15 protein-coding genes are annotated in these 16,444 nt (G+C 70.7%); 8 read left to right on the top strand and 7 right to left on the bottom strand.

The features are described from left to right. Positions 1-75 precede the first annotated feature (75 nt). The 6 genes from ABT263_RS25815 (at position 76) to htpG (ending at position 7,028) form a co-directional block, all read left to right on the top strand. Positions 76-1,683, top strand: a complete 1,608-nt coding sequence (locus ABT263_RS25815; protein ID WP_352293758.1) for an alpha/beta hydrolase — start codon at positions 76-78, stop codon at positions 1,681-1,683. A 164-nt stretch (positions 1,684-1,847) separates the two neighbouring features. Further along, positions 1,848-2,540, top strand: coding sequence for an O-methyltransferase (locus ABT263_RS25810; RefSeq protein ID WP_352293756.1), 693 nt, complete (start codon positions 1,848-1,850; stop codon positions 2,538-2,540). A 129-nt stretch (positions 2,541-2,669) separates the two neighbouring features. Next, positions 2,670-3,845 (top strand): alpha-hydroxy-acid oxidizing protein, encoded by a 1,176-nt coding sequence (locus tag ABT263_RS25805; protein WP_352293754.1) that lies wholly within the window; start codon positions 2,670-2,672, stop codon positions 3,843-3,845. A 197-nt stretch (positions 3,846-4,042) separates the two neighbouring features. After that, positions 4,043-4,729 (top strand): type III effector protein, encoded by a 687-nt coding sequence (locus tag ABT263_RS25800; protein WP_352293751.1) that lies wholly within the window; start codon positions 4,043-4,045, stop codon positions 4,727-4,729. Beyond that, positions 4,726-4,989, top strand: coding sequence for a hypothetical protein (locus ABT263_RS25795; RefSeq protein WP_352293748.1), 264 nt, complete (start codon positions 4,726-4,728; stop codon positions 4,987-4,989). The genes ABT263_RS25800 and ABT263_RS25795 overlap by 4 nt, the downstream gene beginning before the upstream one ends. A 92-nt stretch (positions 4,990-5,081) precedes the next feature. Beyond that, a complete protein-coding gene (gene htpG / locus ABT263_RS25790; RefSeq protein WP_352293745.1) occupies positions 5,082-7,028 on the top strand; it encodes a molecular chaperone HtpG in 1,947 nt (648 codons plus the stop codon). A gap of 635 nt (positions 7,029-7,663) precedes the next feature. On the opposite strand, the gene trhA is transcribed toward htpG, so the two are convergent. From trhA to ABT263_RS25775, 3 genes are all read right to left on the bottom strand, one after another. Then, entirely contained in the window at positions 7,664-8,467 is an 804-nt protein-coding gene (trhA, locus tag ABT263_RS25785) for a PAQR family membrane homeostasis protein TrhA (protein WP_352293742.1), read from the bottom strand. 244 nt (positions 8,468-8,711) lie between these two features. Beyond that, on the bottom strand, positions 8,712-8,990 hold the full coding sequence (locus ABT263_RS25780; protein WP_329492369.1) for a helix-turn-helix domain-containing protein: 279 nt from the start codon (positions 8,988-8,990) through the stop codon (positions 8,712-8,714). Between the two features lie 922 nt (positions 8,991-9,912). Further along, complete coding sequence (locus ABT263_RS25775) at positions 9,913-10,338, bottom strand: Hsp20/alpha crystallin family protein (RefSeq protein WP_352293739.1); 426 nt, start codon at positions 10,336-10,338, stop codon at positions 9,913-9,915. Between the two features lie 546 nt (positions 10,339-10,884). On the opposite strand from ABT263_RS25775, the gene ABT263_RS25770 reads away from it, so the two are divergent. Further along, positions 10,885-12,399, top strand: a complete 1,515-nt coding sequence (locus ABT263_RS25770; protein WP_352293736.1) for a hypothetical protein — start codon at positions 10,885-10,887, stop codon at positions 12,397-12,399. Between the two features lie 262 nt (positions 12,400-12,661). Further along, on the top strand, positions 12,662-13,144 hold the full coding sequence (locus ABT263_RS25765) for a CPCC family cysteine-rich protein (protein WP_352293820.1): 483 nt from the start codon (positions 12,662-12,664) through the stop codon (positions 13,142-13,144). Here the strand turns inward: ABT263_RS25765 and ABT263_RS25760 are convergent. The 4 genes from ABT263_RS25760 to ABT263_RS25745 form a co-directional block, all read right to left on the bottom strand. Then, complete coding sequence (locus ABT263_RS25760) at positions 13,116-13,685, bottom strand: SMI1/KNR4 family protein (protein WP_352293733.1); 570 nt, start codon at positions 13,683-13,685, stop codon at positions 13,116-13,118. The two genes, ABT263_RS25765 and ABT263_RS25760, sit on opposite strands and share 29 nt — an antisense overlap. A 326-nt stretch (positions 13,686-14,011) precedes the next feature. Continuing rightward, positions 14,012-14,233, bottom strand: coding sequence for a transposase (locus ABT263_RS25755; RefSeq protein WP_352293818.1), 222 nt, complete (start codon positions 14,231-14,233; stop codon positions 14,012-14,014). A 21-nt stretch (positions 14,234-14,254) separates the two neighbouring features. Continuing rightward, positions 14,255-14,500, bottom strand: a complete 246-nt coding sequence (locus ABT263_RS25750) for a transposase family protein (protein WP_352293816.1) — start codon at positions 14,498-14,500, stop codon at positions 14,255-14,257. Between the two features lie 200 nt (positions 14,501-14,700). Next, positions 14,701-15,231, bottom strand: a complete 531-nt coding sequence (locus tag ABT263_RS25745; protein WP_352293730.1) for a hypothetical protein — start codon at positions 15,229-15,231, stop codon at positions 14,701-14,703. Positions 15,232-16,444 lie beyond the last annotated feature (1,213 nt).

The following is a 16,444-nucleotide window of genomic DNA, read 5'->3' as shown; positions in this document are numbered from 1 at the left end:
ACGGCGGTACGTGGTCTTCCCCTCCCGAGGAGCGGCTGCCAGGCTGACCGGGTTTGCAGAACCGGAGGAGGTTACGTGTCCCGTATCACCAGTCTCGCGCTGGCGGTCGCCAGCGCGTTCGCGCTCGTCGCCGGCACCACCGCCGCCGCCTCGGCGGCACCCGACCCGGGCGCGGCGGCCGCCGAGGCCCGGGTCGACCCGGTCGCCTGGGCACCGTGCAATCCCGACCCGTCCAAGCCGGACCCCGGGATATACGACTGCGCCGTCTACCCGGTGCCGCTGGACTACGCGCACCCGTCCGGCGAGAAGATCGGCATCGCCATGATGCGCCGGCGCGCGGGTGACCCGGCGAAGCGGATCGGCTCACTGTTCCTCAACCCCGGCGGTCCGGGCGGCAGCGGCTACCTCTGGGCGACCACGACCCGCTTCGAGCCCGAGGTCCAGGCCCGGTTCGACCTGATCGGCTTCGATCCGCGCGGCGTCGGCCTGAGCAACCCGCTGAAGTGCTTCGGCACCGACGAGGAGGCCAACGGCGTCTTCGACCGGCTGACCGGGGTGCCCGTCACCAAGGCCGAGATCGACGGCACGCTGGCCGCCACCCGGGACTACACCGACGCCTGCGACCGCAACGCCGGTCCGCTGATCGAGCACATGTCGACCGAGAACGTGGTCCGTGACCTCGACCGGATGCGCCGCGGGGTCGGCGACCGCCAACTCTCCTTCGCCGGCTTCTCCTACGGCACGCTGATCGGCGCCACCTACGCCAACATGTACCCCGACAAGGTCCGCGCGGTGATCATCGACGGCAACGTCGACCCGAACCTGCGGCTGCACGACGGCCTGGAGTACGACCGGCAGCGCGCGAACGGCTTCGAACTCGCCCTGGACGAGTACCTGAAGCGCTGCGAGGCGGCCGGTGCGCCGCGCTGCGCCTTCGGCGCGGGCGACACCCGGGCGAAGTTCGACGCGATCCGCGACCACCTGCGCACCTCCCCGGTCACCCTGCCGAACGGCACCCAGGTGACGCTGTCCAGCTTCACCAGCCAGGTCGCCAACGCGCTCTACGCGCAGAGCCGGCAGGCCCCGCTGGCCACCTCGCTGCAGGCGCTGGACGACGTGCTCCGCCAGCAGAAGGCCCCGTCCCTGGCCGTCCCGAAGAACGCGGCCGACGCCGACCCGCTGGCGGTGACCGTGCCCGCCGCGCTGCGCGAGGCCCCGGCGGACACCCCGTACTCGGCGGACGACTCCTACTACGGCGTCAACTGCCAGGACAAGCCGTACCCGTCCAACCCGCGGGCCTTCGTCAACGCGGCCCGCTCCTGGGAGCGCGACGCGCCGACCTTCGGGCGCTACCAGGCCTTCGACGCGCCCGCCTGCGCGACCTGGCCGGCCCCCGCGCGTGACGTCGAGCGGTACACCGGCCCGTGGAACCGGCGCACCGCCACCCCGGTGATGGTGATCGGCAACCTCTACGACCCGGCCACCCAGTACACCTTCGCCCAGCGCATGCAGCGCCAGCTCGGCAGCGCCGTCCTGGTCAGCGTCGACGTGATCGAGCACTGCGCGGTCGGCCGGAGCAAGGAGCTGAACAAGCTGGTCACCTCCTACCTGGTGGGCCGGCAGGTGCCGGCTCCCGGCCAGCTCCTCAAGCCGGACGCCGAAGCCTTCCCGCCGGTGGCCTGACCCCGCCGGGTCGGCAGGCAGCCGACGGGCGACCGGCCCCCCGCCCGTGCGGCGGGGGGCCGGTGCGCGGCCCGGCCCCGGCCCGGGGGTGGGGTGCTCGGGCCGGCCCGGGCATCGAGTAGGTTTCCCTTCGGAACTGACTCAGTACTGAAAGGGAACTCGCGATGACCACGGAGACCGGCCGACCGACCCCGCAGCAGACCTGGACCGCCGTCGACGGCTACTTCAACGGCCTGCTGGTCGAGGAGGACGCCGCCCTGCTCGCCGCCGTCGCCGACAGCGAGGCGGCCGGGCTGCCCCCGCACCAGGTGGCACCCAACCAGGGCAAGCTGCTCGCCCTGCTGGCCCGCGTGCACGGCGCCCGCCGGGTGCTGGAGATCGGCACCCTCGGCGGCTACAGCACCATCTGGCTCGCCCGCGCGCTGCCCGAGGGCGGCCGGGTGGTCACCCTGGAGGCCGACGAGCGGTGCGCCGCCGTCGCCACCCGCAACCTCGAACGGGCCGGGCTCGCACCGGTCGTGGACCTGCGCACCGGCCCGGCGCTGGACACCCTGCCGCAACTGGAGCAGGAGGGCGCCGAGCCCTTCGACCTGGTCTTCATCGACGCCGACAAGCCCAGCAACCCCGACTACCTGGAGTGGGCGCTGCGGCTCACCCGGCCCGGCAGCCTGATCATCGGCGACAACGTGGTCCGGGACGGCGCCGTCACCGACGAGACCAGCACGGACCCCCGCGTCCAGGGCGTGCGCCGCTTCACCGAGTTGATCGCCGCGCACCCCCGCCTGACCGCCACCGCCGTCCAGACCGTGGGGGAGAAGGGCTACGACGGCTTCGTCGTCGCGCTGGTCACCGCCTGACCGGCGGGGCCCGTCCGGACGCGCGGGGGTCTCCCCCGGCGGCCCGTGGTTTGGCAGGGTGGGGTCGGCGCGGCCGCCGCCCGGGACCGGCCCGGACGGACCGGCCCCAGGAGAGGACGGCGACCGGTCATGACGGGGCAGCAGTTCGGCGACTACCAGAACGAGATCTACTTCGACGCGCTGTTCGGCAGGCAGCCGAAGCTCCCGATGGCCTTCGCCGAGCTGGCGGCGCGTGCCGAGGCCGCGCTGCCGCCGACGCTGCTGTCCTACGTGGCCGGCGGCGCCGGTGACGAGCGGACCCAGCGCGCCAACGCGGCCGCCTTCGACCGGTGGGGCCTGGTGCCCCGGATGATGGTCGGCGCCGCGCGGCGCGACCTGTCGGTGGACCTCCTCGGAACGCGGTGGCCCGCACCGCTGTTCCTGGCGCCGATCGGCGTGATCGGCCTCTGCGCCCAGGACGGCCACGGCGACCTCGCCACCGCCCGGGCCGCCGCGCGCACCGGCGTGCCGATGGTGGCCTCCACCCTCTCGGTCGACCCGCTGGAGCAGGTCGCCGCCCAACTCGGCGACACGCCGGGCCTGTTCCAGCTCTACACCCCCACCGACCGGGCGCTCGCCGAGAGCCTGGTGCGCCGGGCCGAGGAGGCCGGCTACCGGGGCATCGTGGTCACCCTGGACACCTGGGTCACCGGCTGGCGCCCGCGCGACCTCGCCACCGGCAACTTCCCCCAGCTGCGCGGCCACTGCCTGGCCAACTACACCTCCGACCCGGTCTTCCGGGCCCGCCTCGCCAAGGCCCCGGAGGAGGACCCGGGCGCCGCCGTGCTGGAGTGGGCGGGCGTCTTCGGCAACCCGCTCACCTGGGCCGACCTGCCCTGGCTGCGCTCGCTCACCGAGCTGCCGCTGATCCTCAAGGGACTCTGCCACCCGGAGGACGTCCGCCGCGCCCGGGACGGCGGCGTGGACGGCGTCTACTGCTCCAACCACGGCGGCCGGCAGGCCAACGGCGGCCTGCCGGCGCTGGACGCGCTGCCCGGCGTGGTCGAGGCCGCCGACGGCCTGCCCGTGCTCTTCGACTCCGGTGTGCGCAGCGGCGCCGACGTGGTCAAGGCACTCGCCCTCGGCGCCACGGCGGTCGGCATCGGCCGCCCGTACGCCTACGGCCTGGCCCTCGGCGGCGAGGACGGCGTGGTGCACGTGCTGCGCTCGCTGCTCGCCGAGGCCGACCTGATCATGGCGGTGGACGGCTACCCGACGCTCGCCGACCTGCGTGCCGAGGACGCCCTGCGCCGGGTCGAGCCCTGACCGCCCCCGCCGGCCCGCCGTCGCCTCGGCCGGCGCGGAACGCGATGCAGGCGGTCGATGCAAGGCGGGGGCGTGGCGCCGGCGCTGGGCAAGGGAATGCAGCCGGCGCAGGTGCTCGCACCGGTGTGACGCGACGCGAATCGTGTACTATGTCATCCCTATGATGACAAGCATCCAGTCATCGAAAGGGTGACAACATGGACAGCCAGGACACCGGCGCGGCCGGGGCGGGGCCGGCCTCGTTCCTGGCCGCCGCCGCCGCGCTGGGCACGATGGACGCCGCCGCCCGCACCGCCCGCCACGCACCCCCGGACGACACCGGACAGAACGATCCGCAGCAGGCCCTTTCCGCACTCCTGCTGCTGCGCCACCTGCGCGCGGAGCTCGCCGACTGGGAGACCGGCCTGATCGAGACCGCCCGCGACGCGGGCGCCACCTGGGCCGAGCTCGCCGAACCGCTGGGCGTCCAGAGCCGCCAGGCCGCCGAACGCCGCTACCTGCGTCTGCGCCCCAACGCTGACGCCGGTACCGAGGCGGGCAGCACCGGCGAGCAGCGCGTCCAGGCCACGCGCAGCCAGCGCGCCGCCGACCGCGCGGTGGCCACCTGGGCCCGCGACAACGCCGCCGACCTGCGCCGCCTCGCCGGACAGATCGGCGCCCTGGACGGCCTCGGCCCCCAGGCAGCCCCCGCCGTCGAACGCCTCCTGGACGCACTGGGCCACCACGACCCTGCCCGTCTGCTCGCCCCGCTCGCCGAGACCCGCCCCCTCCTGGAGGCGGGCCACCCGAAGCTCACCGACCGCCTCGATCAGCTCACCGCCCGAGCCGACCGGCTGCGCGACGACAGCGCCCGGCAGCGCCGCACACCGCCAGCCGGCCCGTGACCGCGCCGGGCACGCCGCTGCCGGTCCGCGACCCGCACGCCAGTGGCCCCGCACCCACCGTCACCACCGGCGACGGCGACGCGGCCAGCGGGATCGTGCGCGTCGACCGGTACAGCACGCGCCCGGACCCGCCCGCGGTCCGCTACGGCGCGACGCTGGAGTGCCGAGTCGGCTGGAAGCTGTTCCTGTCCTGCGACGGCACCGCCCGGCCCGGCCACCCCCGCCCCGAGCAGCCGTACCAGACCCTCAGCCACATCTGAACACCCCGGGGCCGGCCACGCGGTACACCCGCCGGCCCCGGTGGCCTGACCGAAATACGAACCCTTTCCACCACTCGAAGGAGAAGCCTCCCGTGGCCAGTCCGACCCAGACGCTGGAGTTCCAGGCGGAGACCCGCCAGCTGCTGCAGCTGGTGATCCACTCGATCTACTCCAACAAGGACATCTTCCTGCGCGAGCTGATCTCCAACGCCTCCGACGCCCTCGACAAGCTCCGCCTGGAATCCCTCACCGACTCCACCCTTGAGGCCTCCGACCCGCACATCGTCCTGGAGGTCGACAAGGACGCCCGCACCCTGACGGTGCGGGACAACGGCATCGGCATGACCCGCGACGACGTCGTCGACCTGATCGGCACCATCGCCAAGTCCGGCACCGCCGGCCTGCTGGCGAAGATCAAGGAGGCGAAGGACGCGGATGCCGCGCAGCACCTGATCGGTCAGTTCGGCGTCGGCTTCTACTCGGCGTTCATGGTCGCCGACAAGGTCACCCTCCACACGCGTCGCGCCGGCACCGAGCAGGGCACCGTGTGGGAGTCCGACGGCGAGGGCACCTACACGATCGCGGAGGTCGAAGGTCTGCCGGTGGGCACCTCGGTCACCCTGCACCTCAAGGCCGAGGACAGTGAGGACGGGCTGGGCGACTACCTGGCCCGGTGGAAGATCCGGCAGGTCGTCAAGCAGTACTCGGACTTCATCCGCTGGCCGATCCGGATGGCCACCGAGGCCGGCAGTACCCCTGCCGACGACAGCGCCGACACCGGCGCCGACGGTGTGGCTGCGGGCGAGTTGGAGACGCTGAACTCGATGAAGGCGCTGTGGGCCCGTCCTCGCAGCGAGGTGACCGAGGCCGAGTACAGCGAGTTCTACCAGCAGATCAGCCACGACTGGCAGGCCCCGGCCGAGACCGTTCACATGCGCGCCGAGGGTACCTTCGAGTACGAGGCGCTGCTGTTCATCCCCGCCCAGGCCCCGTTCGACCTGTTCTCCCGGGACACGAAGCGGGGCGTGCAGCTGTACGTCAAGCGGGTGTTCATCATGGACGACTGCGACGCGCTGATGCCGAACTACCTGCGGTTCGTCAAGGGCGTGGTGGACGCCCACGACCTGTCGCTGAACGTCTCCCGCGAGATCCTGCAGCACGACCGCCAGATCACCGCCGTGCGCCGGCGCCTCGTCAAGAAGGTCCTCGGCGCTCTCAAGGACATGCGGACCAAGAACGGCGAGACCTACGCGAAGGTGTGGGAGCAGTTCGGCCGGGTCCTCAAGGAGGGCCTGATCGAGGACCGCGACAACACCGACGCCCTGTTGGAACTGGTCAGCGCCGCCTCGACCTATGATGCGGAGAAGCCGACCACGCTGCGCGACTACGTCGCGCGGATGAAGGACGGCCAGGACACCATCTACTACCTGACCGGCGAGAACCGGGCGATGGTGGAGAACTCCCCGCACATGGAGGCCTTCACCGCCAAGGGCTACGAGGTCCTGATCCTCACCGACCCCGTCGACGAGGTCTGGACCGACCAGATCCCCGCCTTCGACGGCCACCGCTTCCAGTCCGTCGCCAAGGGCCAGGTCGACCTCGACGACAACGCCGACGGGGAAGGCAGTGACGAGGCGAAGGCGGAGAAGGCGCAGCGCGAAGAGGACTTCGCCGCCCTCCTCGCCTGGCTCCAGACCACGCTGGCCGAGCACGTCAAGCAGGTCCGACTCTCCACCCGCCTGACCACCTCCGCCGCCTGCCTGGTCGGCGACGCCCACGATCTGACCCCCACCCTGGAGAAGATGTACCGGGCCATGGGCCAGGAACTTCCCCAGGTCAAGCGCATCCTCGAACTCAACCCCAGCCACCCCCTCATCACCGCCCTGCACCAGGCCCACCAGGCCGGAGCGGACAACCCGGCGCTCGCCGAAACCGCCGAACTCGTCCACGGCAGCGCCCTGCTCGCCGAAGGCGGAGACCTGCCCGACCCGGCCCGCTTCACACGCCTCCTGGCCGACCGCCTCACCCACGCCCTGTAGTCCCCGCCGGGGCGCGGCCCGCCGGTCATCCGACCAGCCCGGCGGACCGCGCCCCGCACCGCGCTCGGCCGTCCCCGCCCGGCGCGCGCCGCGAGGAAGGGCCGCATCGTCATCCCCGAAGATCACTTCGAAGAAGCCCTGCGCCTCAATGAGCGACTCCGTGGTTCCCGGCAGGCCGGGAACCACGGCGACTTCCCCCGTCCGTCCCTCGGGTTGCTACGGCGCCGATCCGCCCCGCTTCGGGCCGAAGAGTACCTCCCCTCCAGACGCCGAGAAATCTATGCTGACTGGAGTAGACATTGCCACTCTCGGTGGTTGGCGTCCCTCTCGTAGGCAGCAGTTCGGAAGTGCGCAGGTCGGCACGGTTGCAGGGTACTGACGTCACAGCAGGTGCAGGACGGTGACGGGGCTGGCGGCCGGAGTCGGCAGGACCGCCAGGGACCGCCGCAGCAGGACGCAGTAACCGGCCCGTAGAGAGGAACATGGAAGCCGGTCAAGGCCGGTAGATGGTGATGCATCCCTTCGGGGCCCGGGAACCGCAACGGCACCGGGGCCCCTCGCCGCGTCCCCGAGAACCCAGGAAGAGCTGCAGTGACCGCCCGTTGCACCCGTGTCCGCGTGCCCCCGACGACCAGTCATGTGGCTGCAAGAAGAACGGCCGTGTAGTGCGCGCTGAAGGCGGCGACGGTGAGGGCGTGGAAGACCTCGTGGAAGCCGAACCAGTACGGGGACGGGTCTGGACGTTTGAGTCCGTAGACGACACCTCCCGCGGTGTAGAGCAGACCGCCGGCGATGACGAGGACGACGACCGCGATGCCGCCGGTGCGTGCGAAGTCGGGCAGGTAGAGGACGGCTGCCCAGCCCAGGGCGATGTAGCACGGGGTGTACAGCCACCGGGGAGCCCCCATCCACAGTGTGCGGAAGGCGATGCCGGCCAGGGCGCCCGCCCACACCACGGCCAGCAGCACCGTCCGGCGCCGTCCGGACAGCAGCAGCACCGCCAGCGGGGTGTAGGTGCCGGCGATGATCAGGAAGATGTTCGCGTGGTCGAGCCGCCGCAGGACCGCCTCCCCGCGCCGGCCCCATGTTCCCCGGTGGTAGACGGCGCTGGTACCGAACAGCAGCCAGGCCGACAGCGCGAACACCGAGCAGGCGGCCACCGCGGCGGCCGGGCGCGCCAGGGCGATCAGGACGACGCCGCCGGCCAGTGAGAGGGGGAAGATGCCGGCGTGCAGCCAGCCGCGCATCGCCGGTTTCGGCGCCGCCTCCGCGCACGGCGCGCCGCCGGCCGGGTCGGTGGCTGTCAGTCGGGCAGTCGGCCGGCCGGTCGTGCCGGCGGCCGCATCCAGCGCGGCGGTGTGGAGGGAGCCGGACGTGGTGCGGGGGCCGGGCCGGGACTTTCCTCCGTCTCCCGGCGGCTGGGTGTCTTCGGCGATCATGCGCTCATTTTAGGAAGGGCGGATGACGTGCGGCCGACGCCCGCAGGAAGGCCCGGGTGCCGGCCCGTCGGGCGCGGTGGGAGCGCGGGCCCGGTACAGCCAACGAGAAGGAGGCCACCGGGCCCACGCCGCGGGGCACGCGTCATGACTGGCCGACCGGCGGTCGGAGGGCTGGTGTCCCGGGCGGCCTGCGGTGAGCACCTGTCGCTCACCGCGGGCCGGTCTCGTCGGCCTGGTGGGTGGCTCAGGTGTCGGCTGCGGGTTCCTGTCCGGCGTCGCGGCGGAGCTGTTCGTTGATGCGCAGGGCTTCTTCGAGCTGGTCTTCGAGGATGATGATGCGGCAGGCGGCGTCGATGGGAGTGCCCTGGTCGACGAGGTCGCGGGCGCGCATGGCGATCCGTAGTTGATAGCGGGAGAAGCGGCGATGGCCGCCGTCGGAGCGCAGGGGGGTGATGAGGCCCTGGTCGCCGAGGGCGCGTAGGAAGCCGGGGGTGGTGCCGGTCATCTCGGCGGCGCGGCCCATGGTGTAGGCGGGGTAGTCGTCGTCGTCGAGGGAGTCGGGGGTATGCGGTCGAATGGCTGTCGTGGTCACTGCACCTCTTCTGGTTGTTGTGCCCGGGGGCGCGCTGAGGGGCCCCGGGGCCGTTGCGGCTCCCGGGGCCCCGAAGGGTTTTACACCATCTACCGGCTCTGGGGCCGGGTTCCTTGTGTCCGCACTGCCCCGGGGGAGGGGGTGTGCGGGGATCGCGTATGCGTGACCGGAAACCACCGTCCTTGCGTGGGGGTCTACGGAGTCCGCCCGGGCTGGTTCCTCACGGGCCGGGCGATCCTGATGGCGCGTTGTCCCTCCATTCATCCTCTGTACGGGCGGGTTACTGCGAACTGCGGTACTTCCCACTGCGTGGTAGTGCCAACTACCCGGTCCTGCTGCGGCGGTCCCTGGCGGTCCCGCCGACTCCGGCAGCCAGCCCCGTCGCCCGTCCTGCTCAACCTGCTCGGCTTGGAACCCCACTGCCGGACTCCCAGTGCGCGCGCCCGCAGCCTGGGCGCCTTCACCGGGATACCGCGTACTGCGACTGCCGGTACTGCCGAACTCAACTTCACCTACGAGTAGTGCACTTGCTGAACTGCGGTACTGCTCGGTGGCGGCCCCTGATACCTGCGGGCCGCCCGGCCCGGCCGCCGGTCCCGTCGCCTTACTGCACCATCCCTGGCTTCGGAACCCTGCAACCGTGCCGACCTGCGCACTTCTGAACTGCTGCCCGCCAGTTCGTGTCTGGCGGGTACCGCTTGATCTCGGCTACGAGAGAAACACTAACCACGGTGCGCGGCAATGTCTACTCCAGCGGGCACAGATTTTCCGCACCGGTCGAGTAGAACCCACGATGCCCAGGGGGCAACCGTGCGCGCCCGCGCCCGGGGAGGGGTGGCCCGCATCGTCGCGGTCAGGCGGAGATGGCCTCGCGTTCGCCTTTCGCCGTGATGGCGATCTTGCGGGGGCGGGCCTTCTCGCTGATCGGCACGCGCACGCTCAGCACGCCCTGGTCGTAGTCGGCCTCGATCCGGTCGGTGTCCAATGCGTCGCCCAGGAACACCTGCCGGGAGAAACGGCCCAGCACCCGCTCGTCCGCCAGCACCTCCGCGCCTTCCGGCAGCCCGGACGCGCGCTCCGCGCGCACGGTCAGGACGTTGCGCTCCACGTCCAGGTCGATGGTCTTCGGGTCGATGCCCGGCAGGTCCAGGCGCAGCACGAACACCTCTCCGTCGCGGTAGGCGACCAGCGGCATCCCCGCCGGCTGGGACGCGGTACCGACCAACTGCTGGGTCAGCCGGTCCAGGTCGCGCATTCCGCGCAGGGAGTCGGTACGCATCAACAAAGGGATCAGCTCCTCACGGTCGTGAACGGTCACGGGTGCCCAGAGGCGCCATGGCGCCGGACCTGCCCGGCTCTGTCCTCCTGCCTGGGCACCTCGACGAGAAAGTTATAGCGACGCCAGAGCTTTCTTGACAAGCTGACGCTCAACTTTGGCGAGCTTGGTGCGCGCGACCTTCGGCGGGTCGAGGTTTGTGCGGCGACGGTGTTGCACGTCTCCGCAGTCAGCTGGAGCGTCTCGAGATACAGGAGCCGCTGTGTGGCAGAGTGGTGGCTGGCTTTGTCGGTCCGTGCGAGATCGTTTGTTGCCCAGTAGCCGAGTTTCGGCAACGCCCGGTTGCTTGACCTGCCACGGATGTCGCGTGTTTCTCGGCAGGGGGTGAAAGTGGAGCCTGACGGTGTGCCGCATACGGTCAGCATCCACACGATGAGCACGGCCCTCGCCACGTGGACCGAAGCCCGCGGACGGAGCCACCGGTGAGCAGCGACGACGCGGTCGCCGTATGGCCCCGGTCCGGTTGGTAGGAGGTGGCAGGATGGCGCGGTGTCCGATTCCCTCCGTGCGCTGTGGCTGCGCGGCATCGCGTTCAATCCGGCGGCGCCCTCCGACGTACTGATACGCCTGATGGATCGAGCGACAGGTGAGACCGGCCCGCTGATGTGCGAGGGCCGTGACCTGCCCGACGCCGTCATCGACGCGGCCCTGCGCCACCCGGACAGAAACGTCCGCCGCGCGCTCGCCCGCAACCGGTACATCGACCCGACGCGGCTCGCCCCGCTGGCAACGGACCCGTCGGGGATCGTCCGCGGGTGGCTCGCCAGCGGCCCCCGCCACTACCCCCGATGGGTCCGACCACTTCCGGACGACATCCTCGTCACCCTTCTGACCGCCCGGGACGGGGGCGAGGACGGCACGCTCACCAAGAACGAGATCATCGGGGAGCTCAGCTCCTCCCGGCAGATCCCGCCGTCCTTCGAGCGCTCCATGGCCGGCCGCGAGCACCCCGAACTCCGGATACGGGCCACCTGGAGGTGGGAGTCACTCACCCCGGCGCAGCGCGAGGCCCTGCTCGACGATCCAGACCCCGCCGTTCGGGAATCGGCGCAGGACAGGAGCTGGGTGCTGGACCCGGAACGGGTGGAGGCCAGGCTGCTGTCCATCGGCTCGCGCAGCAAGGGATTCGTGTTCGGCACGTGCGCCCTGTCTCCCGCACTCGTCGAGCAGTGCTTCGCGGACGGCACGGTGCGCCCCCTGACCTGGAACCCCCACACCCCGGCCGACGCGGTCGCCCGGCTCGCCCGCCACCCCGAGGCGAGGATCCGCGCCTTGGTCGCCGCCCGGCCCGACCTGGGAGCCGACCTGGTCGCCGAGCTGCGGGAAGACCCGGACGAGGCCGTGCGGATGCGCGCACGCCTTCGCCCCTTCCCCCGCACCTGGGCCGAGTACTGGGCCATCGAGGGGGTCATCGGGCAGATCATCGGGCACGGTCCGGACTGCGTCTGTCCGATCACCGAGACGGCCACCGAGCCGTCCTCGGACTGGTTCGACGCCTGCGCGGTGTCCGAGGAACCGGAGCTGCGCCGGGTTGCGGCGAGCTGGCCGCTTCTGCCCGCAGAACTCGTCGAGGCACTCGCGCGGGACGACGACGAGGAGGTAAGGATCCGGCTGGCCTGCCACCACCCGCTGGCTCCGCCCCACCTCCTCCTGGACGTCTTCGTCACCCGCCCGGTCCACCGGCCGCACCTGCTGACCCTGCCCGCGTTCCCCCGCACCGGCCTCACCCACCTCATCGGCCACCCGGACCCCGAGGTACGCGCCCTGGCCGCAGCCGATCCCGCCCTGCCCGAACTCCCGCTGGACGACCCCGAGGAGGCGGTGTGCCGGGCAGCAGCCGCCAACCCGAGCCTGACACCTCAGGCCCTGGAGGCCTTCCTCGCCGACCCCCGCACCGCGGAGGGCGCTGCGGCCAACCCGTCCCTCCCCGTCCCCCGTATGCACGCGCTCCTCGACCGCTGCCTGAACGGCGCCGCCACCTCGCCGCCGGCGGCCCGACGCTGAGAGACGACGCTTGCCCAGCGATCACAGGCATGGCAACCTCCGTCGGCCATCGACCGACGCCGACACGCAGTGCGACTTGAAGGTGATCCACCGATCAGCCTCAATCCGGGGCTGGCTCAGCCCCGGCACCTGGGCGACAGCGGCCTTCAGATCGTGGTAGCGGACCTTGCTCCGCGGAACCCCTTTAGCATGCGGGTCTCGTTGTCAAGTCCAAGGAATCCGCTGGGGCGTCTCGTTGGCATGGTGCAGGATGGCCGCCGTGATGCTGACCTTCCCCTGTGTGTGCTGCGGCCATCTGAGCCTGGGCGAGTCACCCGGCTCGTATGAGATCTGCCCGGTGTGCTTCTGGGAGGACGATCGCGTGCAGTTGCGTTGGCCCAACTGGGCCGGCGGCGCGAACGGGCCGTCACTGACCGAGGCCCAGGCGAACTTCAAGGAGTCCGGAGCGTGCGAGGAACGGTTCGTGACCAAGGTCCGGGCGCCTCGGGATGACGAACCGCTGGATCCGAACTGGCGCCCCATCGATCCAGAACGGGACCGCTTCGAACCCCGCGGCAGGCAGGACGCACCGTGGCCTGACGACTGCACGGTCCTGTACCGGAATGACTTTCATCGCCGCAGCCGTCCTCACCTTGGAACGTCAACGCTGCTGAATCCCAATGCCGTTCCAGGGCGAGGACGGATTGGCAATGGCCGCCATCCAGTGGGGAGCCGCCTCACGACCAGACAAGTCGACCTTCGGTGAACCGACAGACCGGTGAGCTTCCATCGGCGATCCTCGTCAGCGTCTCCGCCACGGAGTCGAAATACTGGGCCATCGACTCGTACTCGCCCGTGACCGTGGAGTCACCCACGAACCAGCTGCCGACGCGCCCGTCCCGCACATCGACGAACTTTCCCATCCAGCCGTCCTGGTCCGACAGGAACGGGATCCACTCATTCCGCCAGAACGGGAAGTCCGGCTGGTCCGGAGGGTCGAATCCGCAGGACGTGGAGCGGTTCGCGTGGAGCCTCTCCATCGCCCGGATGCCCAGAAAGAAGCTTCCCTCGTCGGGGAACCCGTCGAAGCCGCAGCATGCCACCTCGTCGTCGATGGCTCCCTCTGGCAGATCCAGATTGTTCTGCAACAGCCACGTCCGCAGGTCCCCGTGCAGGGAGATCCCCATCCGTTCCTCGGCGGCCGCGAGCAGCTGCTCCGTAGCGGGCCCCGGCAGATCTGCGTGATCGGCCGGTGCGTGCTCCCGAAGAAGAGTCATCACCCGCGACCAACTCTCAGCCACACTCATCGCCCTTTGCCCTCCGTCCTGTCTACAGGGATGTCTCCGCCCGACCACGCCACTGTGGGGTGGGGAAGTATCGGCCGAAGAACGTTGCAGGGATGGTACTTCGAGCGTGTGTTCCTCCCCTCCCCACGATCACCCTCCCGCCCCGAAGTGCGGGGTCGGCCTCTCAATGAAGTGACCGCCCCGACTTTTCACAGACAACCCACTGTGTCCGGCGGGCCCAGCCGATGAGCTTCCAGGACTCAGGCGAAGGCCACGGCGTCACGCTGGTGTGGCGAAGCTGAAAAAGCTTAGTCAGCCCTCCACGGAAAGCATGCTGTTGGTGATCTTCAGTGACTGCCGGTTTGGATCCGGTCGATAGTCTTTCGACAGAGGCGCGTGAAGGGGGCCGCGGGGCCGGTCCGACTGTCGCCCGGCTGATGCTGATGGAGGCGGATGATGTTGGTTCCGGCCGCGGTGAGGACGTGCTGGACGTCGGTTTTCGCCGTGCTGCGGTAGCGGCAGTGACGGAGGCCGTCGGCGTGCACGGTCTCGGAGGCGGTGGCCCGCAGCCGGCCCGGAAGGCGTATCGCTCACGCCATGGCCTGGTCTGCTGGTCGTGTCGCATCCGGTTCTGGATCTCCTGCAGGGGCTGGGGAAGCAGGAGGATGTGCCGACCCTTGCGGCCGGCGGACCCGCAGGGTGAGGACGACGAGCCGACCGCCGAGCGGTCGATCAGCCAGGCGTCGCCGGTATGTATTGTGCACCCTGACGCCCATCGCCCCGCAGCTCGGGCACTCCGCTGCCGGGCACCGGCTGTGCGCATCGACTCGGACCACGTTCTCACCTGTCCGGATCCGCTCCACCACCAGTTCTTCGGCCTCGGGTCGTACCAAGCTCCGGATCTCGCATGCGTCCCCCACTCGGTCAACCCTTGCAGTTCTGAGGAGACCCCCTGGAGTAATGATCGAAAGTGACTGCCCCTCGTCATCCGGTCACAGAATTCGGCAGCAGTCCCAGATGGCGCGATCGCAACGGCTCAGCCGTGCAGGCCCCACTTGTCGAGGCCGGAGTAGATGACGGCGGTCCGGTATCCAGGTTCGGCGAAGCATTCGGCCTCGCCTGTGTAGACCGCGATCAGTGAGTCTGTGCCTCGCCACCACCCGTCGGCCAGTGCTTCCACCTCCGGAACCGTTTCGTAGAGGCCGAGTTGAAGGGCGTCGACGTCCTCCCCTGTGACCTTGGTGATCTGCTTCGCCCACATGGCCGCGTGATGGGCGAGCGCGACCGACTCGACCCATGCTTCGACGCTCGCGTGCAGCGGCACCCATCGCTCGGCGTGGATTCCGAACTCGCCCCGGGGACCGATCATGAAGGAGAAGGGCACCGCGGTCCGCTGGTCTCCGGCCTCGAACCACCACCCGCCTGTCGGCGTCCCCTCTGGCGTGTCCGGGCGGAAGATCCTCGGCCCGCCGTCATACATCGGCGCCGGGGGAAGGACCAAGCCGCCCCAACGCTCGTCGAAGGCCACGACCCTGTCGACTTCCGCCGCCGGGATCCCGTGCTTCATCCAGCGGCTCCGATACTGCTCGACCCCCAAACCTTCGAGTCGAAGGCCGTGTACAGCGACGAAGGATCGAGCCCGTCGGGAGAGCCCGCCAGGCGCATCAGCAAGATGGCGATTCACCCGATGGACGGTACACAGCGCGGAGGGCTGAGCAGCCCTGGGGCTCCGAACCGACGGCCTGGACGACCCTTTGAGGCGGCCGAGGGGAGCGGCGTCGTGGGCCGCAGCGGGCGCGACCCGTCGGTGGTCGTCATCGACGGGGAAGTGCATGTGCTGTGGACCTCCCGGCCGAACTCCCACGGCAACGTCAGATCGCTGCGCATGAAGCCGTTCTCCTTCGTCTTCAAGAGGCTCTTGGGCTCGGAGGTCTCCGACGACAGCTACCCCCGGGCCCAGACCGCGCCGGTGGTGCACAACGGCCGGCTGTTCCGCTTCCAGTCCACCCCGGAGGGCACCGAGGACGAGGGGTTCGTCTACGCCGACCGCTACGGCCCGGGCGCCGGCCGGTGGACCTCGATGCATCCCAGCGGTCTGTCCATGTTCACCTCCTACAGCACCCTGGCCCTGGGCGCCGCCTCCTACGGCGGGCGGATGTGGGTGTTCTACCGGCGGAACGAGCGGTGTGACGGTTCGCAAGAGGGCGGAGGTCATCGGTGGACGTCTCATCCGACGGCAGCCGCCGCCCCCGGCACCACCCCCGCAACCGGCGCCCCGTGGGCACCGGCCCACAGACACCAGGCTCGCTGTCGGGCGCCTCGGCCGTCTTCAGGCGCAGGGCCCAGCTGCTGCTCCTGCTCGCCGCTGTCGCCCTTGTCGTTGCTGTGCGAGGCGGGTAGCTCTCGCAGGCCCGGCGCCGATGACCGAGCCCCCGGATCATCGGCACCAGGCATCCGAGATCAACAGTTCGGTGCTCACCGCTGGCCCCGGTGCGTAGTTTGCTGGTCGGCCGCTTGGCATTGAGGCGAATGGTTGCGGTGTCCGGCCGGCCGGACACCGCAACCGGCCCGGGTCGAAGTTGACCGCGCTGATCACGACGCCGTCCGTCTCGAGTCGCGGCACTCGGGGGGCTTGTGCCGCGCGCCCGCGCACTCCTCTCGGCGGTGTGACGCGGGTCACTTCGTCCCCGTGTCACGAACGGGAGGGCAGCTCGCGTCTGGTGGTTGTCCGCACGGCGGGAACGACCGACACGAAGGCGACGATGACGATGACGAACACG

This window comes from Kitasatospora sp. NPDC001603, assembly GCF_040298365.1.
Taxonomy (GTDB): Bacteria; Actinomycetota; Actinomycetes; order Streptomycetales; family Streptomycetaceae; genus Kitasatospora.
Note: the sequence above shows the minus strand (reverse complement) of the source record. Positions and strands in the feature narration are given on the sequence as shown.

Coding starts and splice junctions, on each gene's coding strand:
- trhA (WP_352293742.1), bottom strand. CDS start 8,467: ATGATCGCCGAAGACACCCAGCCGCCGGGAGACGGAGGAAAGTCCCGG.
- ABT263_RS25805 (WP_352293754.1), top strand. CDS start 2,670: ATGACGGGGCAGCAGTTCGGCGACTACCAGAACGAGATCTACTTCGAC.
- ABT263_RS25810 (WP_352293756.1), top strand. CDS start 1,848: ATGACCACGGAGACCGGCCGACCGACCCCGCAGCAGACCTGGACCGCC.
- ABT263_RS25760 (WP_352293733.1), bottom strand. CDS start 13,685: ATGAGTGTGGCTGAGAGTTGGTCGCGGGTGATGACTCTTCTTCGGGAG.
- ABT263_RS25765 (WP_352293820.1), top strand. CDS start 12,662: ATGCTGACCTTCCCCTGTGTGTGCTGCGGCCATCTGAGCCTGGGCGAG.
- ABT263_RS25775 (WP_352293739.1), bottom strand. CDS start 10,338: ATGCGTACCGACTCCCTGCGCGGAATGCGCGACCTGGACCGGCTGACC.
- ABT263_RS25800 (WP_352293751.1), top strand. CDS start 4,043: ATGGACAGCCAGGACACCGGCGCGGCCGGGGCGGGGCCGGCCTCGTTC.
- ABT263_RS25780 (WP_329492369.1), bottom strand. CDS start 8,990: ATGGGCCGCGCCGCCGAGATGACCGGCACCACCCCCGGCTTCCTACGC.
- ABT263_RS25745 (WP_352293730.1), bottom strand. CDS start 15,231: ATGAAGCACGGGATCCCGGCGGCGGAAGTCGACAGGGTCGTGGCCTTC.